Below are 21,653 nucleotides of genomic sequence, written 5' to 3'. Positions count from 1 at the left end.
AAAGCCGGCGCCCACGTTTGAGGATCAGAGCTCCAGCCCATCGTCGGGATCGAGCGACGCCTGACGCGCCGCCGCCCGGAAGCGGATGAGCCGTTCGTCTTCGACGGCCTCTGTCCCGGACCCGTCCGGATCGTCGAAGTCGAACTCGGGCGTGGGCACCGCGTCCGCCCTCCCCTCGCCCGCTTCCGGGTCCAGCTCGGGCGCGCGACCCAGCCCGCCGTCGTCGTCACTGTCGTCAGCAGGCGCACTGCCGGCCGCGCGTCCATTGCCGGGCGGGGTTTCGACATCGGTCCAATCCGGGGCGAACCCACGAGAGCGCGACCCGCCGCTAACGCCGGAGGGCGCGGCCGGCAGGATGCGCGCCGCCAGGTCGGGATCCGCGTAATAGCGGGCCTTGGTGGCGCGGATGGGGGGCTGGCCGGAGACCAGTACCACTTCGTCGGTCGGTGGGAGCTGCATGACCTCACCGGGGGTCAGAAGCGGCCGCGCGGTTTCCTGGCGCGAGACCATCAGATGGCCGAGCCAGGGCGACAGCCGGTGGCCCGCATAGTTCTTCATCGCCCGCATCTCGGTCGCGGTGCCGAGCGCATCGGAGACGCGTTTGGCGGTGCGCTCGTCATTGGTCGAGAAGGCGACCCGGACATGGCAGTTGTCGAGAATGGCGTGGTTCGGGCCATAGGCCTTCTCGATCTGGTTAAGCGACTGGGCGATCAGGAAGGCGCGCAGGCCATAGCCGGCCATGAAGGCCAAGGCCGTCTCGAAGAAATCGAGCCGACCGAGCGCCGGGAATTCGTCCAGCATCAGCAGAAGCCGACGCCTGTGGCCGGGGTCGAGATCCTCGGTCAGCCGCCGGCCGATCTGGTTGAGCAGCAACCGCATCAGGGGCTTGGTGCGGGCGATGTCCGACGGCGGCACCACCAGATAGAGGCTGACCGGCCGGTCGGCCTCGACCAGGTCGGAGATGCGGAAGTCGCAGCGTGCCGTGACCGCCGCCACCACCGGATCGCGATAGAGGCTCAGAAACGACAGGGCGGTGGAGACGACGCCCGACCGCTCGTTGTCGGACTTGTTCAAGAGTTCGCGCGCCGAGGCCGCCACCACCGGATGAGGCCGGTCGCCGAGGTGGTTCGTCCGCATCATGGCCTGGAGCGTCGCCTCGATCGAGCGGGCAGGATCGGACAACAGGCTCGCCACACCGGCCAAGGTCTTGTCCGTCCCGGCATGCAGCACATGGAGGATGGCCCCGACCAGGAGGGCGTGGCTGGTCTTGTCCCAATGAGAGCGGCGCTCCAGGGCCCCTTCGGGATCGACCAGGATGTCGGCGATGTTCTGAACGTCACGGACTTCAGTCGGGCCGCGCCGCACCTCGAGCAGCGGATTGTAGGCGGCTGAGCCGGGATCGGTCGGATCGAAACGCAGCACCCGTCCGAACCGGGCGCGCCAGCCGGACGTCAGGGTCCAGTTCTCGCCCTTGATGTCGTGGACGAGGACGCTGCCTGGCCATGTCAGCAGAGTGGGCACCACCAGCCCCACCCCCTTGCCGCTGCGGGTGGGGGCAAAGCAGAGCACATGTTCGGGCCCGTCGTGGCGCAGATAGGCGCGTTTCCAGCGGCCCAGCACCACGCCGTCGGGGCCCAGCAGGCCGGCGCGCGCGACATCGCGATGATCGGCCCAGCGGGCCGAGCCATAGGTGGTGACCCGCTGGGCCCCGCGGGCCCGCCACAGCGACAGCGCCATGGCCACCGCGACCGCGCCGAGCGAGACCCCGACGGCGATGGCCGCGCCCTCATAGAAGATCGCGGGCGCATAGGCCTCGAAGGCGAACCACCACCAGAAGAAGGCCGGCGGCGGATAGACGGGCATCGACCCCAGCACGACCCAGGGCGGACCGAGCTCGGGCTGGAAGGCGAGTCGCCAGGCCACCCATTGGGTCGCGCCCCAGACGCCCATCAGCGTCAGGGCGGCGACGGCGAGGAGCGAGCCCCACAGAACGCGGGCACCGGTCATGGTCGTCTCCTGGCAAGGAAAGGGATCATCGGCCCGGCCCGCGTCCGCGACCGGCTCTCCAGTCGACTCCGCCGCCGGGACCGACCACGCCGCGCACGGACCGGCCCAGGTCGCGCTCCAAGGTCGAGGCCCAGGGCACGAGCTGGAAGCCCAGTCCGTCGTCGATCATGGCGAACCGGCCGGAGGCCAGGTCGAGCCGGCGGCGCACCACCCCGGACACGGTCTCTCCCTCGGCCGCCGGGCGATGGGGCAGGCCGGTCTCGGCGGCGAGCCGCGTCGCCGTAGACGCCAGCTCGCGGGCGCGCAGGGTGGCGATCAGGTCGGGGGCGACCCGGGTCGCGGCCCCCTGCCCGGTGATCAGACCCTGGGCCCGAAGATGGTCGCGGCGCCGGTCCACGGCCTCGGCGACCTCGCGGCCGAAGCCGGTCGCGGCCAGGCCTCCGGTGTCGCGAGCGACCAGTCGGCGGTCGAGCCAGGTGGCGCCCTCTGCCCCAACCTGGGCGGCCAGGTCCAGGTCCGAGCGCACCGCCAGGATCGGACGCGGCGGACGCCCCTCGACCCCCGGCAGCAACCGGCGCTCGACCACGGCTCCGACGGGCGCGTCGGAAGCGGCGGTCAGGTCCGGTAAGGCGATATGGTGCAGCCGGCCGTCGACCCCATCGACCACGGCATAGGCCGTGCCCTTGAGCTCGTCGTCCAGGCCGCGGGCCAACAGCCGGCCCATGACGGGGGTGTCGCGTTCCCCCGACCCCGGCGCCAGGATCCGGTCGCCGGGCGCGGGCAGGGCCTTGTGGAGTCGCTCAGCGACGACGGCCTCGCGGGCCAAGGCGCGCAAGGTCGGCTCGGCCGCGGGGGCGACGGTCCAGCGGCCGGCGCGGGTCTGGTCGGCCAGGCCAAGGGCGGCCAGGCGGTCGAGCCGGGCCCGCTTGGCCCGGGTCGCGAGGTCTGTCCCCGGGCGGTCGGGATCGGGCCGGAGGTCGATGACCCCGTCGCCCCGGATCTGATCGCGGACCAGGGCCTGGTCGAGCCGGGTCCAGCCGGGAGCCTGGACGTCGCGATCCAGGGCGCTGGCGATCTCGCGCTCGGACCGGGGACCGAGCTCCAGATTCACCAGGCGCTCGCCCCGGTCACGCAGACCCTCGCGGATATAGTCGCGGGCGATGACCAGGTCGGCCCCGTCGTCGGCCCGGCCCCGGACCAGGATATGGACATGGGGATGGGCGGTGTTCCAGTGATCGACCGCGACCCAGTCCAGCCGGGTGCCCAGATCGACCTCAGCCTGGGCCATCAGCTCGCGGGTGAAGACCCGAAGGTCGGCCAGCTCGGCGGCGTCTTCGGGCGCGACGATGAAGCGGAAATGATGGCGATCGTCCGCGCAGCGGTCGGCGAAGGCCACGCCGTCCACGCCCCCGCCCTCCGCGTCGTCCAAGGCATCGAACAGCCGGCCGGGCGCCCCCGAGCGATCCACGCCGTCGCGCTTGAGATAGGCCAGATGGGGGCCGAGGCCTCCGCCCACCCGGGCCATCCGCACGACCCGGGCCTTGACCACCACGCGACGTCCCGACGGCACGCCGGTGCGCAGGGCGGCGACCCGTCCCCGGCCGAACCATCCGCGCCCGTTCGCGGACCGGGCCGGACCGCCGGCCTTGTGGGCCGCCGCCAGGGCCTGGCCCAGGAAGCCTTGAACGCGCGTGTCGCCCTTTTTGGGCGGACCGGGGCGCAGGCGGAGATTCTCGTCCCGGCTCACGGCCGGACCCCGCGCAGGGTGCGCCCGAGCCCGCCGCGACGGGCCGGGGCGGCGGTCCGCAGGGTGGGAGCCGCCGGCGCAGGGTGCGCGGTTACGCCAAAGCGCGTCGCGCCGATGCGAGAGACCGCGCCATGGCGCGCCACCCCCCGACCCCCGCCGACCCTCAGGGTGCGGCTTTTATCTTGCCCTCTCCATCTTTCCCTTCTGATCATCTGCTCTGCCCGGTTCATGGGATCGAGTCCGGCGTCGACCGAGGCGGAAACAGGGGTGAGCGCCGTGCCGCCGTGAGGGGATCGAGCGCAGGGGTGGGCGGCGGATTTGGGGGTGAGAGCGTCGGCGGCGCGAGGTCCGTTCGCGACAGGCCCAGCCGCCGCCTGACCGCGGCGACATAGGCCGTTGTCTCCGGCGGGAGGGGACGGCCGCGCAGGAACTGGTCGTATCGACCGGGGCCCGCGTTATAGGCCGCCAGGCCGCCGTCGAACCCGTAGCGGTCGATCATCCGGCGCAGATAGGCGGCGCCCGCCCACAGATTGTCGCGCGGCTGGAACGGGTCCGGACCGAGGCCGAGCGCCGGGCGAAGGTGGGCATAGGTGGCGGGCATCAGCTGCATCAGGCCCATGGCCCCGGCGCGAGAGACGGCGCAGGGCCGTCCCCCGCTTTCAACCGCCATGACGGCCGCGATCCAGGCGACCGGCAGGCCGGACCGGCGCGCGGCCCGATCGGTCGCCGCGCCGATCTCGGCCACCGTCGCCGCGCGGCAAACGCGCGGCGTTTGCGCCGTCGCAGCGCCGCCCGAAAGCAGACAGACGGTCAAGGCGAGGACCACCGGCCGCATCTCAGCGGGTCCAGACCGGGGTGGCGCGGCCGATGATGCGGTCGGCCGGGATCACTCCGAAATAGCGGCTATCGAGCGAGGCCGGATGGGCGGTGAACAGGACGATTTCGTCCGGCTCGAGGCGGCGACAGCCTGACCAGACCGGCAGAGGACGGCCAAGGTGGTCGCGCGATCGGGCGCGCGCCACGACCCGTCCGTCCAGGCGCACCGTGGTCCCGTGGCGGCAGACCACCGACGGGCCGCGCGCCGCCAGCCGTTTCACCAGAGGCAGACCCGCCGGCAGGTAGTCGGCGGCGTCGAGCCAGGCGGCAAGGTCGGCGGGCGGATCGACCAGGACCCAGTCGCCGACGTCGACGGGGGCGCCGGGCGCGATCCGCCACAGGCCGATGGGGGCGCTGGCGCTGGGATTCCAGACCCACAGGGGCGGACGCTCCGGCGCCGCCAAAGGCGCGAGGACGGCCAAGAGGGCGACGAGGGCTAGGACGATTATGGGCGGGCGGCGGCTCATGGCAGGATGCCGTCGTCGAGGGACCGGCGCAGCCGCCAGGCGCGGTGGCGGTCCAGCGTATAGGCCCGGGGTCGCTCGCCGACCGACAGCCGGTTGTGGACGTGCCGCCACCAATCGGGCGCGGCATCGGCGGGATCGACCCCGGCCGCCTCGACCCCGTCGATAGCAGCCAGGACCGCCTGAACGCGCGGCCAGCCGGTCTGGCTGAGCAGCAGAGCACCGCCCGGCACCACGCCGGGAACCACGGTCCGGGCCGCGCCGCGCGGCAGGGCTTGTAGGATATCGATGCGCGACGGGGCCGGCGAGACGTCCGGGGCGGCCCAGCGGACCACGGCGAAGACCGCGCCGGGGGCAAAGCCGATCAGTCGGGTACGGCGGTCGAGGATGCGGGAGTCGACGGCCTGGCCGAAACGGATCCAGCGCTCGATCCGGTCCTGGACCCAGACCAGTTCGACCCAGGTGATGGCGGTCGGGACGGGCACGGCGGCCGGGCCTAGGCGCGCCGGTCGTCGGCAGAGATCGCGCGCGCCGGATGGACCACGCCGACACCCCGGTCGCTGGTCGAGCCGCGCAGGCCGCGATCGGCCCAGGCCTGGAGATCGGCCTGGGCATAGACGACCCGGCCGCCGATCTTGCGGTAGGTCGGCCCGGTGCCGAAGGTCCGGTGTTTCTCGAGTGTACGGCCCGACAGGCCGAGGAAGCGGGCGGCTTCGGGGGTGCGGAGGAAGCGCGGCGGCAGTGTGGGATCGGCCTGGGCCATGGGGTCAGTCTCCAAGCGCGCCGGCGGAAGGGCGGCGCGATGCAGAGACCTTGGGCGCGCCGGAACGGCGCGAGGGATGGCGGAAACGGCGGCGGCCGTTTGCGCACCCCCGGGCGCTTCAGAGATTAGATGTCGGCGGGCGCGCCCAGCAGGGTCTGGAAGCCGCCGCGCGACAGAGCGCGGCCGGTGCGGACCAGGCGGATGGTCTGGTCGCGCAGGCTCTCGGTTTTCCAGGCGGCCTCGGCGATGCGGTCCGCCCCGAAGAGACCCCGGGCCAGGTCCCGGTAGCTGGCCCCGTCGGCGCGCGCGTCCAGGGCCCGGACGCTGAGCGCCAGACGATGGCGGCGCGGCGCGCGGACGCGGCGCCCATCGGTCCCGGGTCCTCCACCTCGGACCGGCCGGTCGGGCGGCGATCGGCCGGGTGGTCCGCCCGGGTCCGGCCCGAGCGCCTCTATTAGCGCCAGGGTGGCGGCGGCGCGACCGCGCGCCAGCGCATCGGGCGGCAGCCGGGGCACGCTGGGCTCGGTCCAGAGCGGCGCAGCCCGGCCCGGCGTGGCGGGGGCGAACAGCCGATGGCGAACGCCCTGGAGGATCACATCGCCATGCCAGCCGAGCGACGACAGGAGCAAGTCGGTGACGACCGGCCAGCGCGATGACGGCGGCAGGACGGCGGAATCACCGGCCGCGACTGGGCCGAGAATGACGACGCGCGGGTCCCACTCCGGACGCCAGATAACGGTTTGTTCGAGCGCCGATTGCCCGGGATCGGCGGCAAAGACCAGACCCCAGCCGTGCGATGCCGCCGGACCCACGGTGAGATCCACGGGGTCGGGCCCGCCCGTCAAACCCGCGTGAAAGGCGCGGTAGTCGGGGTTGCGCCGCAAGAACTCCCAGGCCAGGTCGGCGCTCGCCAGGGCGTCGATATAGGCATAGGCCTCGGCGCGGCGCCAATCTCCTTCGGTCATCGTCAGGCCCTTCTGAGACCCCCTTACGCGCGATGTAGAGACCGTCCGACGACGGAGGAAGACGCTCACAGTGCAACGGCCGGTGCGGATTCCGCATCGGGGGATGCTTGCTTGGCCGACCGCGCGTTCGCACGATCTGTGCCCTAGATTGCCCGAGCGCGACTATTGGGCGCTAAGGCTCGCGACCCGATCGGTCTCTGCTTGATCGCGTCTTCAGGCCTTGTCCGTCGGCGGCACGGCCCAGAAGGCGTAGCCACGTTCCGATAGCCAGCGGGCGCGGGCCAGGTGACTGTCGAAACAGGCGCGGGCGGCCATGCGGTCGGCGCGGACGTCCAGGTCCAGAATGCCCTCGGCGAGCTGGACCCAGTCGGCCCCCGCCGCCGTGCCGTCCAGCAGACGCAGATAGGCGACGGCCTGGGCGCGGTCATAAGCCGTGGGCTCGGGCTCGGTCGGGGCGGCGGCCGCGATGGGTTCGCGCATCAGTCGCGCCCCAGCAGTCGGGCGTCAGTCACGATCAAAGAACCGCTCGGGGGCCACATCGAGCGCCGCCGCCAGCCGTTCGAGCATGTCCACGGTCGGGCTGCGTTCTTCCCGTTCGAGCATGCCGACATAGTTGCCGCTGACATCCGCGCGCGCTCCCAATTCTTCCTGCGACACACCGTGTGTGCTGCGTAGCCGACGAAGGTTTCGCGCGACAATGCCCCTGAGTCTCATGACGAGACGGGGCCGGGCTCGCGAGATTCCAACCACCAACTATAGTGGGCATAACGACCAAGTCGGGGCGGACCCGCCGATCAATCGGTGGGCGCGAGCGGCTGCAGGCCCTGGAGATAGTCGCAAGCCCGCTGGGCGTGGGCCGCAGCGGTGAAGATCAGCCGTGGATCCTCACCCAGCGCCTTCATCCAGCCTGCGATGTAGGCGGCGTGATCCTCGCGGGGCGTCAGCGCCACGCCGAGGTCGGCGCAGAGGAAGGCGGCCCCGAGTTCGGCCACCAGTTCCTCGCGGGCGTAGCCGGCGTCGCCGAAGCGCCGGCGGCCCAGGTCGCGGTCCAGCCGGCCGGCGTGGCGGGTCCAGTGGGTCAGTTCATGCAGCAGAGTAGCGTAGTAGCCGTGGGCATCGTGGAAGGTGGCGAATGGCGGCAGGGTTATCCGGTCCGCCGCGAGGTCGTAGAAGGCCATGGCCCCGCCGTGGACGATGTCGGCGCGGGTGGCGGCACAGAAGACGTCGGCGCGGGCCAGTCGTCGGGCCTCGCCCAGCGGTTCGGTCGTCACGCCCTGATCGCGATAGGTCTCGGGCAGGCCGTCGATTTGGTCCAGATTGAACACCGTATAGGCCTTGAGGAAGGGGATAGACCGGTCGAAGTCCCGGCCCTGATCATCCGTATCGGGCCGCACGATGCGGTCGGCATAGACCACGGTGGTGCCGGTCTCGCCCTTGCGGACACAGGCCTTGAGCGCCAGGGCCTGGCGAAAGGTCATCCAGACTGGGGCGGTGAAGCCGCGCGCGGCGGCCTGGCTCCACAAGAGGACGACATTGATGCCGGAATAGGGTTCCAGGGAATGACGGAGCGGGCGGCTGACCGGTCCGAAGCGGGAGCCGGTGGCCCAGGGCTGGGTCCAGGGGCGCACGCCTTGAGCCAGCTGGTCAAGGATTTGATCGGTGACCCGACGGTAGAGGTCGGGTCGGGACGAAACGGGTTTCTTCACGGGCTGTCTCCCGTCGCGGCCGCGCCCATCGCGGTCCGTCGACGGCGATCCCACAGCGCGGCGGTCGACGGCGGGGCACGCGCAGCGCCGGAACACCGTGGAGGACCCCGGACCGGGGTTGCGCCGTCGTCGACCGGCGCGCCGATCGCCGCCGACGACGGACCGCAGGGGCCAGGGCGGCAGACAGACTGCGGCCCTCGGCAAGCCGAAGCGTTCAATCAGCGATCCTCAACCGGACTGGATAGCCTTGATCGTTCGGCCCACGCTGCGAGTGTTGCTGGTCGCTGATGACGGACGGGTGCTGCTGGTCTGTGGTCTGGCCCGGCCCCACGCCGAAGGGCGGACGGCCTGGTTCGCGCCGGGGACCATGATCGAGCGCGGGGAGACCACGGCCCAGGCTGGGGCCCGGCTGCTCACTGGGCTCGGTGTGCCAGCCGCGGACGTCGGCCCGCCGGTGTGGCGGCGACAGCTGTTCTATCTGCGGCCCGAAGCCGAGCTGGTGGTCGCCGACGAACACTATCTGGTGGTGCGCCACAATGGCCCCGGCCCGGCCGAAGACGCCCTGGGTCGTCCGTTCCTATGGTGGACCGCCGCCATGCTCAGCCGCCCCCACGAGGCGGTGTTTCCCGAACGCCTCGGGCTGCTGCTCCAGGCCTGGCCCCGGGACGCACGGACGCTGTGTGACGCTGACTGGCTGTCGGCCAAGGCCGTGGCGGTCCCGCCGGACGAATCGGTCTAGGCGGTCGCCGGAGGGTCCGCGAGGGCGGCAAGACGCGCCCTCGCCTCGACCACGCCCGGGTTGCCGGGCTGGCCAGACAGAGTTTCGATGACGACGGTCAAGGCGGCATAGCGTTCCGCGGCCTCGGTCCAGAGGGCCCGGGCTTCGCTACGGATGCCCATGGCTTCGGCATGGACCGCCTGGCTGCGGACGGCGTTGGCCAGGTCGAGGGGATCGGTCGCGGAGTCGGCGCGGTAGAGGGCCATGGCCTCGGCATAAACGGGAGCTGCCTCGGCGTGACGGCCGGCCTCGCTGAGGATGTCGCCCTGGTGGCGCAGCAGATGGGCGCGCTGTCCGGTCGGCCCGTCCGACCGGGCCAGGGCTACCGCCTCGGAATGGAAGGCCAGGGCGGCGGAGAGGTCGCCTTCGTCGCGGGCGACGCGGGCGCGCCGACTGAGCGCATGGGCGCGACGGCCGGGAACCGTGCGCGCGTTCAACCCCGCGACGGCGGCGTCGAAGGCGGCGGCGGCCTCAGCCAGGTGGCCGGCGCGCCGATGCGCCTCGCCCTCGGCGAGGGCGGCTTCGGCGGCGGAGAGGGGCGACTGGGCGCTCATGTCGGGGACCGCAGACCCCTGGCGCGCTGAGCGATCCACGATTCGATCGCGCTGGATTGGCGCGGACCGTCATAGATGGCCTTGAGCCGGCCACGCTGGAACAGCAGGATCTTGGGATAGCTGCCGATGCAGAACCGCGCCGCCGTCGCGGTCGCCTGCTCGCAGTCCAGTTTCAGGACGCGCCGGCCGGCGGCGGCGACCGGCTCCAGGGCGGCGGCCGCCTTGTGGCAGGGGCCGCACCAGGCGGCGAAGAATTGCACCACGACCACGCCGGGATCGCCCGCGACCTGGTCGTCGAAGTCGTCATCGCCGACGGCGACGAGCGACGGCGTCAGGGCGTCAAAGGCGTCGCGCTGGCGCTGGAGGCGGGCTTGCGACGCCGCATGGGTGGGGGTGGGTTCGATCGGCGCGGGCGGGTTCGGCTCCATGGTCCGCTTAACGCACGGCGCTCGCGTGAACCGCAAGGGAGCGGCGCCCCGCCCGTTGGCGGGGCGCAGTCTGTTCGTCAGCTGGCGGGCTTGCCGTTGCCGCGCGACCAGATGAGGTTGAAGCTCTTGTCGTCGCCCAGGACCAGGGAGGCGTAGAGGGCGGTGGCGAAGAGCGGGCTTTCGAGCTTGACCGACATATAGTCGTTGCCGGACTTGGCCGTCTTCTTCCAGGCCGCCCCGACGTCGACGGTATCGTCGATGAAGACGCGGTAGTCGGGGGCCTTGTCGTTGTCGCCGGCGGTTTCCGGCTTGAAGACAACCGTTTCCTTGAGGCCGAGAACGCGGACTCGACCGGTGAAGCCGCCGTCCTTGGTTTGGGTGAAGGTGCCGATGGTGGACATGGTGTTCGCTCCGTTCCTTGGTTTCGAGCCGCGACCATCGCGGCCTCGATGGCGATCGTGAGCCGGAGGCGACCGCCGCCGCAGTCGAAGACCCGCAGCGCAGCGGAGGACGGCGGGGGGCGGCTTTCTTGTCTCGCGAGGAATGGACCAGCTGCGGTCCAGGGGAAGAAAGCCGACCCCCGCCGTTGCGGACCAGGCGGTCGAGGCGATAGCCGTCCTGCGGATAGATCACGCCCCTCGAGGCCGTGTTGGTTGCGGCGACCCCGGGGGCGGGCCGAGACCCTGACCGCTCTTCAGCATCCCCCACAAGCCGTGACGGCGTTCGGTCGAAGGATCGGCGGCTCCCGCGTGCACAAAGGTCGAGTCGTTCTGCGGGGGTATGGACGAGGGCGATCAAGCGGGCCGCCCTGCCCTTTTCATCGGCCGCTACGGCGTCGCCGCGCCCGTTTGAAGATGAGAGCGCCTTGCGCTTGGTCTATCGCGCTTCGCGCTGCTTGAGGCCGGGTTCGCCGCCCCATCCCAGCTGGCTTCGGCGACCTAAGTGCCATGCCCCGATCTGGTCGCGTCACCATTGAGCGTCCTGACCCGCGACAGTGGTCCGCGTCCCGGTGGGGTGCTGCCCAATCAAAGAACCGCCGCGCGCCCGAAAGGCGCGCGGCGGGGTGGGCCGAAGGATGGGCGGACAGCGATGCCGTCCGCCCAAGGGCTCAAGCGGCCCAGGCTTCCGGACTGTGGATGTCGTCCGGGTCCAGCGCCGGGCCTTGATGGGCCTCGGTCGCGGGAGCGGGCGCGGGCGGCAGCGGGGGCCGGAGGGCGGCGGGCAGCCAGCCGGTTCCGGCGACGGCCTCCGCCGCCGCTTCGGCGAGCTCGGGCTTCTTCAAGCCCGACAGCCGCTCCGCCGCGTCGTCGGACACGGCCTCGCGCACCGCCTCCAGCATGGCCCCCTTGCGGACGCGACCGAAATAGGTCGCGACCGTCGGCGACCAGTCGGGGGCCATGTCCAGCGCCGTGGCGACGGCCAGCTGATCGGCGTGGACCGCGCGACCGCGCAAACGCTCGTGGGGCAGGACCAGCGCATTGACCCGCAGGCCGACGCAATGGGCCAACAGGTCGAGCAGGCCTGTCCCATCCATGGCCGAGACATAGGCCCACAGATCATCTGGTCGATTCGGCAGGCGTTGGGACCAAAGATCATGGCGATTGGCGATGCGACGCGCGGCGGGGGTTTCGTCGCCGCCGCCCGGCAGGGCGGCATGCAGGGGCGCGCGCCGAACCTCGATGTCCAGGGCGATATCGACGTGCGGATAGAAGGTCCGCAGGGCGAGGGCGTGGACCACCGCCGTCAGGGCCACGGTCGGCTGGCTGGCGACCGCATCGCGGAGTGACAGGGTGCGGTAGGCGGAGAGTTCCGCCAAGAGCGCGGCGGACACCGGGGGACCGGCCTCGTCGGCCTCGTCGGGCAAAACTGCGTCCGGGATGGTCGGGTCGTCATCCGTCGAAGGACTGGTCCCCTCCCCGTCTCCTTTTTCATCCGTCGTCTCCTCCACAGAGTCGTCCTCGGGCTCGTCCTCGGGCCGGACGAAACCGCGCTCGATGCGCGGGTCGCCGTCATAACCGAGCGAAACGAAGACGCCGGACAGCGCCACATCCTCCGGGGTGAAGGCCTCACGGGTTTGCAACGCGCGAAGCGCCGCGTCGATCTCGGCGATGCGGGCCTCGACGCTCTCTTCACCGCCTTCGGCCAGAAGGCACAGGCCCTCCAGTTCGGCTTCCAGCCCGGCGATGGTCGTGGCCTCGTCCTCGGTCGGCGGCACCGGTTCGGGCCAGACGCGGCGGCAGTCGGCGACCGCGCGGTAGTCGAACTCGGGCGTGACCGTGACCCAGCGCCAGCCTTGACCCTCGATCTCGCGCGCCACCGCCTGAAGACGGTCGCGGACGAGACGGTCCAGAAGATCGGCATCGGCGACGAAGCCGGAGTCCGGGCCTTGGGCGAACAGATCGCGGACCACGACGCCGCCCGCCGCCTCATAGGCGTCCAGACCGACGAAGCGGACCCGCCGGTCGGTCAGGTCGACCGTGCCCTGCACCAGCTGGCGGCGGATGACGTCTCGCGACCTGTTGTAGCCCAGGTCGGCCCAGACCCGCTCCTGACGGGCGTGGTCGTCGGTGACGGTGAAGGCGGTCAACTGTTCCAAGGTCATCCCGCCTTCGCGGTAGAGCTGGACCAGCGTGGGGCTGACGGCGGCGAGGCGGAGCCGCTGGCGCACCACGGTCGGGGTGACGCCGAAGCGGGCGGCGATCTCTTCAGCCCCATAGGCCTTCTCGGTGGCCAGCCGCTGGAAGGCGGCGAACTGGTCGGCAGGATGCATCTCGGCGCGAGTAATGTTTTCGTCGAGGCTGATCTCGTGCGGATCATTGGCCAGATCGAGGACGCAGCGCACGGCATGGGTCTTCTTGATGCGCTTCCTCTTGGCCAGCAGCCGCAGGGCTTGCCGCCGCCCCTCGCCGATGGTGACGCGGAAATATCCGGACGGGGTTCCATCATCCCGCAGCTCCGGCTCGATCACCGGCGGCTGCAGGACGCCCTTGACCGCGATGGAGGCGGCCAAGGTCTCGATGAAGTCGGCAGCGTGGCCCGCCTTCCGCGCGTTCCTGTCAGAGGGTTTCAGCTTGTCGAGCGGCACATAGAGGACAGCGCCATGGGCGTAGTCGGGGCCGGTCTCCGTCGTCCCAGTGTCGTTCGTCTCGATAACAGTAAGGGTCATCCTCGTCTCTCCTTGGGCTTGGGTTTGCAGGCGCAAAGCGCGCCTGAAACCCTGCCCGTCGGCGAGACCGGGGTAGCAAAGGCCAGGGCGGACCGGCCGGAGGGGGATCACCCGGCCTGCACACGCCCGACGATCCTGTCTGTCATTCAACGCCTCGCCGGCACGGAAGGTCGGGGAGACCGGCCGGTCCGGCGGCGGAGCCGCTTCACCCTGGCCTGCGCGAGGGCGGAGCCCTTAGCGGCGAACGGAACTTCCAACGCTTGAACCGTTCGCTAGTCCCAGTGCCGTTGTCAATTAGCATGTCCTTAGAACCAACCGACTTCGGTCTAATCGCATCTCTGCGTCAGCACAAAGCAGCCCAGCCGTTCCGCACCGCTTCGTTTCACGACTCACTCGCAGCTCTCTAGCTTGATTTCCCAGCGTCGGTACTGCCCTTATCGGCCGCATGACGGGTAAGTGGCACCGTCGATTGACCCGGTCACGGCGCTGCCGAACCTCTAGCAGAGGCTAAGGTTGAACTGATCGCAATTTTGTAAAGACAGACCGAGCGCGCCGTTGACGATGTCTGGCCGCCCGGTTCTTTGGCCATCCTCCTGCGCGGCCTTATTGCCGCGCGGGAGAACCGTCTTTCTAAAATCTACCGCGAAGCGATACAGTGATGTTTCTCGGTTCACCGTACCAGTTGCCGCCCGCTACCCCGCCGGTCGTCCGATAGTAATGCTCGTCAAATAGATTATCCACATTGACTGCAAACTCCCAAGCCGGGCCCAGTTTATACTCAGCACCCAGCGACCAAACGGAATAAGCCGGTTGCGTGTAGCTGAAAGGAATTGTCTGGCCAGGAGCACACCGACTAATTCCCAGTGGGTCAGGCGCAAGCAGTTGTGCGCACGCCGTACCAGCCCTGTATGCGTCAGATTGGGCATATACCCCGGCCATAAGGGATAATGCGTTCAGTGGAGAACTGCTAGGAAACTGGTAGCTCGTCCAAACTTTCAAGAGGTGTTTAGGCTGAAACGACGCGATGGGATCGCCTTGAGAACGACTGAAATATCTTAGCGTATCTTCGCCATTATATTCATTCTCATTGAAGGTATATCCCGCTGCGATCTCCCAGCCCTCGGCAACTTGACCGCCAACCTCCGCGCCAAGCCCTTGGCTGATCAGTGTCAAATCGAGGCCACCAATGTAACAGCAGGTCACTCCAGGCGATACGATCGCATCTCGATATCTACGACCTTGATTATCGACAGCATAGAATGATCCATCTGGATCCACGACGCCGCTTGCATCATCAAAAACAGAGAATCCTTCTTTCTCGATTCTATAAGCGGCGACGGATGCATTCAGCCGGCCATTTCGGCCTTGCCACTTTAAGCCGGTTTCGAGATTTGAGCCCGTTATCGGATCAATCGGCTCACTGTTACCATCAAATCTGTTCGCTTGGCTTTCGTCAACGTTGCTGTACCCAACATAGACAGAAAAGTCTGGGCGAAGATCATAGGATACTGACAGAGACGATGGCAATGACACGTCGTCATCCTTTGACGCATCTCGCTGGACCGCAATAGGCTCGCCTATCCGGGCTCCTCCGCAACTGGCTGGCAACGGATTAACGCAGAGAGTCTCCCGGACAGACTCCTGCTCAAATCGACTGTACTGCAAGCCGGTCGACACGTGCAATCGCTCCAGCGGCGTAAACCGAAAAGCCACATACGCTCCGCTTTGAGTACGGCCGCTTACTGGGATGCGGAAAGATGGAAGAGTGTTTGCAGGCTCAGAGTAACGTGGATCGTCGGCATTGAAATCAAACACGTTGATAGGAGGTGCAGATCCATTAGGTGACCCAAAATAGTACGCGGGTCCGCCTGGGAAGGGCCGATAGGGCGATGCCGCGGTTCCAAAGAACAGGCTTCCGTAAGCGAGCTGGCCTCCACCGTCCCAATCAGCGTGATTTATACCAAACGTTATCTCCTGCTCGTGTCCAAGAAGATTGAACCGTCCCGACAGTGTCATTTGTGCCGAGAGCTGTTCGCTGGAAAAATCCTGATAGGTGCCATTAATAGTTGGGCCCAGTCTTGTAATAGGATTAACACTTCCTGAACTATAGCCAACTTTCTGCATGCTGTTCTGTTGAATTGAGGTTATGCTTATATTGGCACTCCATTGATCCCCCAGTTTCTGTTCGACCGCTCCAAAAATTTCTGTGGTATCGAAGTCCCATCGGTTCCAGCTAAAGCACAGACATGACTCGCGGGGCAATCTAAGGTCAGCGCCACTTTGGAATCGAGGTAGACCACCATACCATGGTAGACTGTCTTGCCTCGTGTAGCTAACGCCCCCCCGGATCAGTGTGGAAGACGTAAGATCGTACTCCAACACACCATAGACGAGCGTCTTGTTATCCTTGGCTAACTCATAGAAATGCTCGTTGTCCTGATAAGACAAAACCGCTCTTCCCCGCAGCCTGCCATTCATCGCTAGCGGCGAGGTAGCATCGACGGTCACCCGGTAGGTGTCCCAGGACCCAGCTTGCGCCTCGACTAGGACCTGAGCATGGTCAAGTGGCTTCTTTCGAACAAGGTTCACCGTGCCTGATGGGTCGCCGTAACCATTGAAATAAGTAGCCGCACCTCTAAGTACTTCTACGTGGTCATACTGTGCCAAGTCGATCTGTGGGAAATAATTGAAGTCTAGAGAAAGGGGCGCTCCACCATCAATCTGAAATGTATTCAGTCTAAATCCTCGTGAGTAGAACTCGGTTTGAAGACTTGTTAACCCTTGAGTGAGCGTAATTCCCGGGGCCTGGCCTAGAGCCTCTGTAAAGTCTCTAACGTTCTGCTCCTCCAGCCTCTGGGACGTGATAACGCTGACACTCTGGGGGATGTCTTTCAGGCTGGTGGGCGTCTTCGAAGCTATTGTTAGTGCACCGGAAGTGTAGCTGCCCGTTCCCTCCGTCGCCGTTACATCCCTTGAGCCATTGATTCCGTTTACCGCCGTAGCGCCGGCGAGCGCCGTTCCCTGCGCGCCTTCAATCCGCACCGGACCCAGCACCCGCTCCCCGTCCACACTACCCGTCACCACGACCTCGATCTGTGCCGTGCGTGGATCGACGAACCGGTAGGTCAGCCCGGTGCCCGCCAGCAGCTGGGCCAAGCCCGCCTCGGGCGCGAAGCGGCCGCGGAGGCCGGCCGTGCGGCGGCCATCGGCGAGGTCCGAGGGATAGAGGAGCTGGACGCCCGCCGCATCGGCATAGCGCGCCAGGGCCGGGGCCAGAGGCCCTGCGGGCACATCGAAGGCCACCGTGGCGTCCTGGGCCAAGGCGGCCACCGGCACAGCCGTCGCCAAGGCGAGGAGGGAGACGCCGCCGAGAGCGCGGGCGAGGCGGCGGGCGAGCGTGGCTTGGCGCGTGGTTCGAACGGTCATGATCATCCCCCAGGCGTCGCCCGTCATGGGCGGCGTTTGAAGGGGAGACACGCGGGCGGCGGACGGTCCCAACCGTTGAAATGCACCCAAAGCCTATCCGTTATCGGTGTAACCACACGGCCACACCTATGTCGGTGGTGCTGAGCCCCTGGGTCCGGGCCAGGCTGTCGAGATCGTCCTCGACCCGATCGACGCGAACCACCCCCGACACAATGCGGCGGCCGGCGGCGCGGTCGGTGAGGACGATGGGCTTTCTGCTATAGCGGTTGAGCTGGGCGACCACGGCGGACAGGGGCCGCCGGCTGATGACCAGCCGGCCTTGGCGCCAGGCGGCGGGCAGGACGTCGGGCGCGTGTCGGGCCGGGACGATTCCGGCCTCATAGGTGGCCGCTTGGCCCTCGGCCAAGGCGACGACCCTGCCGCCGCTGACGACATCCACCCGGCCCTCGGTGACGGTGACCTCGACCTGGTCGCCGAGGCGTTCGACGACGAAGGCGGTCCCGACGTCGATGGCCCGGCCTCCGCCGGCCTCGACCGTGAAGGCCGGAGCGCCCGGCGGTGCGTGGGCGGCCTCGACGAAGACGCGGCCGCGGCGGAGGGTGACGGTGCGATCCGTGGCGGTGACGTCGATGTCGACGGCGCTCTTGGCGTCCAGCCACAGGCGCGAGCCGTCGGCGAGGACGACGGCCTCGACCTGGCCCACGCCGGTGCGGCGGTCGGCGCCGAGGGTCGCAGGGTCCGCCCAGAGGGTGATCCCGCCGACCAGGACCAGGGCCGCGGCGACCGAGCCGGCGCCCCCGAGGACCCGACGGCGCGCGGCCTGCGCCTCGCGGGCGCGGGCGTCGACCGCGCGCGCCAGTGGCTCGGCCGATCCGAGGCTTTCGACCGCCGCCGTCATCCGGTCCAGCGCCCCGGCATGGGCCGGGTCGGCGGCGCGCCAGGCGGCAAAGGCGGCCTCGTCCTCGGGCGAGAGGACGCCCAGGGACAGGCGCGCCGCCCAGCGCGAGGCCTCGCGCTCGACGGCGCGCGCGGACCGGCCAGATTTGTGAGGGATCGATGACATATGTCTAGGACACGTGATACCGGGCGTTGCCCAACCTCAAGCGCTCGCTTCAAGCGCGGCGGCGAGACGGCGTATGGCCTTGGCCATGTGGTTCTCCACCGCCGTCTGGGAGATCCGAAGCTGCTGGGCGATGACCGCCTGGGTGAGGCCGTCGAAGCGGTTGAGGATAAAGATCTCGCGGGTGCGCGCCGGCCAAGCGGCCAGTTCGATGGCCAGACGGCGGAGCTGGTCGTTAGCCAGGGCGGCGCGTTCGGGCGAGCGAAGATCGGCCTGATCCTGCAGCGGGGCCCAGGCGTCGTCGCGCAAGGCTTGGCGGCGGCGTTCGTCGCGCAGATGGTTGAGCGCCAGCCGCCCGGCGGTGGTGAACAACAGCGCGCGGACGTGATCGACCTCACCCGCCGCTGAGGCCAGGCGGCAATAGACGTCTTGGACCAGATCCTCAGCCGTGGCGGCGCAGCGAAGACGGCCCGTGAGAAAGCGGACCAGTTCGCCGCGATGGGCGAGATAGGCGACGGTCAAGGCGTTCTGCCTTGCCACGCCAGTCGGTTCCGCGATGGTCACCCTCGCCGCTCCCCTACCACACCGCCCTTATGCAGAACGAGTGTGACAAGGGGATGCCGAAGTTGGGCTGGGAGCCATGTGCGAAGGCCCAGCGGACACGTCGCGTCAAAACATGGCTATCGAGGCTACCATCAAAGTTTTCGATTTGAGGGAGGCCCGCGCCGATGAGGCGATTGGGCTCCGGAATGAACGGCGGCGGAGCCGGAGGTAGACGTCCTGGACGAGGTCCTCGGCCGTGGTCGAACAGCGGGTGCGGCGGGTGAGAAAGCGCAGAATCTTGCCGCGATGGCGCAGAAGGGCGGCCGTCATCGCCCCGCCCGCTCCCGCCTCTACCCTGGCCGTCACGCCCCGCTCTCTCGGCTGGTGTCTGCGTTAGCCTAGAGAACGGGTGTGTCGGGCGGATGCGGCAGGGAAGCTACCAGCGCTTGCGGAGAGTGAGGCTCCAGGATCGCGGCTTGCCATAGGCGTTCCCCGTGCTCGTGTCGCCCACGGTCTGAAAGTAGGTTTCATCCAGAAGGTTGTCCACGTTCAGCTGCACGGTCGCGCCAGGAGCGAATTCCCACTGAGCAACACCATCAACGATCGCGTGCGCGTCCTCGACGAACCGGAAGGGGATGAAGCGGGTCGCGAACCCGGTGACAGGATCATAGTCCGCTCCCGCAGAGCCTTCAACATACTGCTCAGATCTGAAGCGGCCGTTGAGCCCTAGACTAAGCGGTCGCCCTCGCAAGGTTGTCCGGTACTGTGTGGCAAACTTGAAATTGTGCCTCGGCTCGAGGGTCTCAAACCTAACCTGCTCCGCCTCGGTAAAACCACCGTCGCGCCGGTTCTCATTGTAAACGTAAGACAGCGAGATTTCCCAAGCTTCGGTCAAGGCTCCCGACAACTCGATATCGATACCCTGGCTAAGGCTGGACCGCTCGGCTTCTGCACAGGAACTTGTTCCAGTCGGCCGACAGTTCCGAGGCGGAGGCAAGAAGCTAGCCTGATTCTCCAAGTTGATCCTGTATAGAGCCGCGCTCCAAGTAAGGCTTGGCGTCAAGTTTCCTTTCAGTCCCGTCTCGAAATTGTCGCCCTCGACAGGTGGCAAGGGGTTTCCCGACCGATCGAACAAGGTGGATTGGTCGGTGAAGATATCGGTGTAGGAAAGATAGGACGACAAGGTCTCGCTGAGATCCCATTGCAACGCTGCGTAGGGCGTGAAAACTGAGTCTGTTCTTCGGACGTTTGAGAGGCGATCGCTTAGAAGCGTGCCGTCACGACCGAACTGACGATCTCGCCTTACGGTCCGATAATCGCTTACACGGCCGCCGAGAGAAACCTTAAGACCGAAAGGGGACGCCACCCGAGCATAGCCGTATAGACCGGTCTGTCGAACCTCATCGAGCGGAACATCGATGAATAAGGGGCCCTGCTCCTGCGGCTCGGGGATATCATTGGGGTCAAATCTGCGGAAGTTGAGATCTGCTGGCAGCGGACCGCCGGGGAAATATATTGCGTCGGAGTCATAATAAATCGGAGATCGATCGTAGTACGACCTCGAATAGTTCCCTCCGACTGTATACTCAATCTGCCATGTAGAACCCAACAATCCGCTTACAAATAGATCGATAAGATTCTGCGTTTGTTGTTCTGGAGGAGAGAAGGTTGATCCATAGAACTGATATTCGCCGGTAATTGGGTTAACGGGACCGAATAACAAGGAGTTTTTTGAAAGACCTTTATCAACTTCCCGACGACTGAGCCGCGCTTCAACATTGAAGGCACGGCTGTGGCGGAAGCTCGCATTGGCGAAAAATTCCAAACTATCTTGCTCGGCGCTTGACCAGTCCGAGGCGAAGTTTTCATCGCGAGGAAAGGGGAGCTCGGTACCGTCTTCAAAACGGGAGACGAGCAAGGGCGGTTGTTCGGTTGTTGACGCCGAGAAGCTAGCGCCGCCCGTAAACCTAACCGACGGAAGCGGTTCGTACGTCGCAGTCGCGAAGACGCCGGATGTGTCGTAGCTCCCCGGCGAGTTGAAGAAGCCCTCGCGATCTACAAAGGCGACGGTTCGCAAGCCCAGGAAGCTTTCCGTTCTCAGGGGTCGCGAGATATCGATTTCAGCACGATAGCCCCCGTAACGCTCAGCCGAAAAAACGGCTGTTGATCGAGGGTCTCTCGTGGCCAGCTTCCGCACCAGGTTTATCGTACCGCCCGGAGACCCGAAGCCGCGGAAAAGCCCATCGGGACCCCGGATAAGCTCGACTCTGTCGAACGCCGACAAATCGGGAGAGAACACCGACCCACCCTGCGTTCGCGGTAGGGCCGCGCCGCCATCGATGGACACCGCATCGACGACAAAAGCGCGCGATGTGAAGGCCAAGGTGTTTCGCCCCAGGTCTCGCGTAGTCAGCCCAGGCGCTTGTTGCAGCGCTTCGTCCAAGCTGTCGACGCGGCGATCATCCAGCTCGGCCCGGGTAATGACGCTGACCGTCTGCGGGATGTCCGTGCGATCGCGCTCGGACTTTACCCCGATCGAGGCCCTGGGCGCGGCGTAGGTGTCGCGGTCTTCTGTGATGCCTGAATCAGTCTCCGCGAAGGCCACCGGTCCGGAGGTGCGTCCTTGCCTAGACGTTCCCGTCAGCCCCTCAACGCGGACCGGCCCCAACACCCGCTCGCCGTTCACCGATCCCGCCTGTACCGCCGCCTCGATCGTCACGACCCCTTCCCGCAGATAGCGCCACGACAGGCCCGTCCCCGCCAAGAGCTGGTCCATGGCTTGGTCCACGGTGAGCGATCCGCGAACGGCCCCACCGCGCACCCCCGACGATGCTCCGGCGTCGAACACCAGTTGCACGCCGGCCTGGTCGGACAGGGTCAGGGCCGTCTGGGACAACGGCCCGGCCGGGACATTGAAGTCGCGCCGCGCCTGATCCTGAATCACGGTCACGCTGCGAGCCTGGGCCTCCAAGCCTATGGAGAGGGCCGCGAGAGCGACGCCGGCCAGGCAGAGCCGCTTTTTGAAAGTGGTCATGATCTATCCCCCGATAGCGCCGTGTGCGCGATGTTAGGGAAGACGGTCCGTCGCGGCGTCAGCATTAGAGGACAAAGCGTGAAACTTTGGCGACACGTGGTGTCGCGCTACCGCTTGGAACACGCGCACTGCTTGA

At 67.6% G+C, this 21,653-nt stretch carries 20 protein-coding genes; 1 reads left to right on the top strand and 19 read right to left on the bottom strand.

Annotation, left to right across the window (positions count from 1 at the left end; all coding sequences use genetic code 11):
• Positions 1-24: 24 nt before the first annotated feature.
• The 10 genes from BZG35_RS08470 to BZG35_RS08425 form a co-directional block, all read right to left on the bottom strand.
• A complete protein-coding gene (locus tag BZG35_RS08470) occupies positions 25-2,007 on the bottom strand; it encodes a conjugal transfer protein TraG (RefSeq protein ID WP_077355248.1) in 1,983 nt (660 codons plus the stop codon).
• A gap of 25 nt (positions 2,008-2,032) precedes the next feature.
• Positions 2,033-3,754, bottom strand: a complete 1,722-nt coding sequence (locus BZG35_RS08465; protein WP_077355247.1) for a DUF3363 domain-containing protein — start codon at positions 3,752-3,754, stop codon at positions 2,033-2,035.
• Between the two features lie 226 nt (positions 3,755-3,980).
• Positions 3,981-4,589 (bottom strand): lytic transglycosylase domain-containing protein, encoded by a 609-nt coding sequence (locus BZG35_RS08460; RefSeq protein ID WP_077355246.1) that lies wholly within the window; start codon positions 4,587-4,589, stop codon positions 3,981-3,983.
• Position 4,590: 1 nt separating this feature from the next.
• Positions 4,591-5,097, bottom strand: a complete 507-nt coding sequence (locus tag BZG35_RS08455) for a S26 family signal peptidase (protein ID WP_077355245.1) — start codon at positions 5,095-5,097, stop codon at positions 4,591-4,593.
• Positions 5,094-5,579 carry a DUF2840 domain-containing protein gene (locus tag BZG35_RS08450; RefSeq protein ID WP_077355244.1) on the bottom strand — a complete coding sequence of 162 codons (486 nt, stop codon included), beginning with the start codon at positions 5,577-5,579 and terminating at the stop codon, positions 5,094-5,096. Before BZG35_RS08450 ends, BZG35_RS08455 begins: the two co-directional genes overlap by 4 nt.
• An 11-nt stretch (positions 5,580-5,590) precedes the next feature.
• A complete protein-coding gene (locus tag BZG35_RS08445; protein ID WP_077355243.1) occupies positions 5,591-5,857 on the bottom strand; it encodes an AlpA family transcriptional regulator in 267 nt (88 codons plus the stop codon).
• A 125-nt stretch (positions 5,858-5,982) separates the two neighbouring features.
• The gene (locus tag BZG35_RS08440; protein ID WP_077355242.1) at positions 5,983-6,822 is read right to left on the bottom strand and encodes a DNA -binding domain-containing protein; all 840 of its coding nucleotides are present in this window, start codon (positions 6,820-6,822) and stop codon (positions 5,983-5,985) included.
• Positions 6,823-7,035: 213 nt separating this feature from the next.
• Complete coding sequence (locus tag BZG35_RS08435) at positions 7,036-7,302, bottom strand: DUF2285 domain-containing protein (protein ID WP_077355241.1); 267 nt, start codon at positions 7,300-7,302, stop codon at positions 7,036-7,038.
• 24 nt (positions 7,303-7,326) lie between these two features.
• Complete coding sequence (locus BZG35_RS08430) at positions 7,327-7,536, bottom strand: helix-turn-helix domain-containing protein (protein WP_077355240.1); 210 nt, start codon at positions 7,534-7,536, stop codon at positions 7,327-7,329.
• Positions 7,537-7,616: 80 nt separating this feature from the next.
• Positions 7,617-8,528, bottom strand: a complete 912-nt coding sequence (locus tag BZG35_RS08425; protein ID WP_077355239.1) for an ArdC family protein — start codon at positions 8,526-8,528, stop codon at positions 7,617-7,619.
• Between the two features lie 247 nt (positions 8,529-8,775).
• Here BZG35_RS08425 and BZG35_RS08420 point away from each other — a divergent pair, with 247 nt between their 5' ends.
• Positions 8,776-9,267, top strand: coding sequence for an NUDIX domain-containing protein (locus tag BZG35_RS08420; RefSeq protein ID WP_150125980.1), 492 nt, complete (start codon positions 8,776-8,778; stop codon positions 9,265-9,267).
• Here BZG35_RS08420 and BZG35_RS08415 read toward each other — a convergent pair.
• From BZG35_RS08415 to BZG35_RS08375, 9 genes are all read right to left on the bottom strand, one after another.
• On the bottom strand, positions 9,264-9,860 hold the full coding sequence (locus BZG35_RS08415) for a tetratricopeptide repeat protein (RefSeq protein ID WP_077355237.1): 597 nt from the start codon (positions 9,858-9,860) through the stop codon (positions 9,264-9,266). The genes BZG35_RS08420 and BZG35_RS08415 overlap by 4 nt on opposite strands.
• On the bottom strand, positions 9,857-10,288 hold the full coding sequence (locus tag BZG35_RS08410) for a co-chaperone YbbN (RefSeq protein ID WP_077355236.1): 432 nt from the start codon (positions 10,286-10,288) through the stop codon (positions 9,857-9,859). Before BZG35_RS08410 ends, BZG35_RS08415 begins: the two co-directional genes overlap by 4 nt.
• A 77-nt stretch (positions 10,289-10,365) precedes the next feature.
• Positions 10,366-10,689, bottom strand: a complete 324-nt coding sequence (locus BZG35_RS08405; RefSeq protein WP_077355235.1) for a DUF736 domain-containing protein — start codon at positions 10,687-10,689, stop codon at positions 10,366-10,368.
• 707 nt (positions 10,690-11,396) lie between these two features.
• Positions 11,397-13,454, bottom strand: coding sequence for a ParB/RepB/Spo0J family partition protein (locus tag BZG35_RS08400; protein WP_077355234.1), 2,058 nt, complete (start codon positions 13,452-13,454; stop codon positions 11,397-11,399).
• A gap of 630 nt (positions 13,455-14,084) precedes the next feature.
• Complete coding sequence (locus tag BZG35_RS08395; RefSeq protein WP_171981914.1) at positions 14,085-16,880, bottom strand: TonB-dependent receptor; 2,796 nt, start codon at positions 16,878-16,880, stop codon at positions 14,085-14,087.
• A gap of 100 nt (positions 16,881-16,980) precedes the next feature.
• Entirely contained in the window at positions 16,981-17,943 is a 963-nt protein-coding gene (locus BZG35_RS08390) for a FecR family protein (RefSeq protein ID WP_077355232.1), read from the bottom strand.
• 36 nt (positions 17,944-17,979) lie between these two features.
• The gene (locus BZG35_RS08385; protein ID WP_171981913.1) at positions 17,980-18,462 is read right to left on the bottom strand and encodes an RNA polymerase sigma factor; all 483 of its coding nucleotides are present in this window, start codon (positions 18,460-18,462) and stop codon (positions 17,980-17,982) included.
• Between the two features lie 147 nt (positions 18,463-18,609).
• Positions 18,610-18,813: a sigma factor gene (locus BZG35_RS18430; RefSeq protein WP_150125979.1), complete on the bottom strand. Its 204-nt coding sequence runs from the start codon at positions 18,811-18,813 to the stop codon at positions 18,610-18,612.
• 106 nt (positions 18,814-18,919) lie between these two features.
• A complete protein-coding gene (locus tag BZG35_RS08375) occupies positions 18,920-21,517 on the bottom strand; it encodes a TonB-dependent receptor (RefSeq protein ID WP_077355229.1) in 2,598 nt (865 codons plus the stop codon).
• Between the last annotated feature and the right edge of the window lie 136 nt (positions 21,518-21,653).

This window comes from Brevundimonas sp. LM2, from assembly GCF_002002865.1.
Lineage (GTDB): Bacteria > Pseudomonadota > Alphaproteobacteria > Caulobacterales > Caulobacteraceae > Brevundimonas.
The sequence above is the reverse complement of the archived record's forward strand: the minus strand, read 5'-3'. Positions and strand labels throughout refer to the sequence as shown.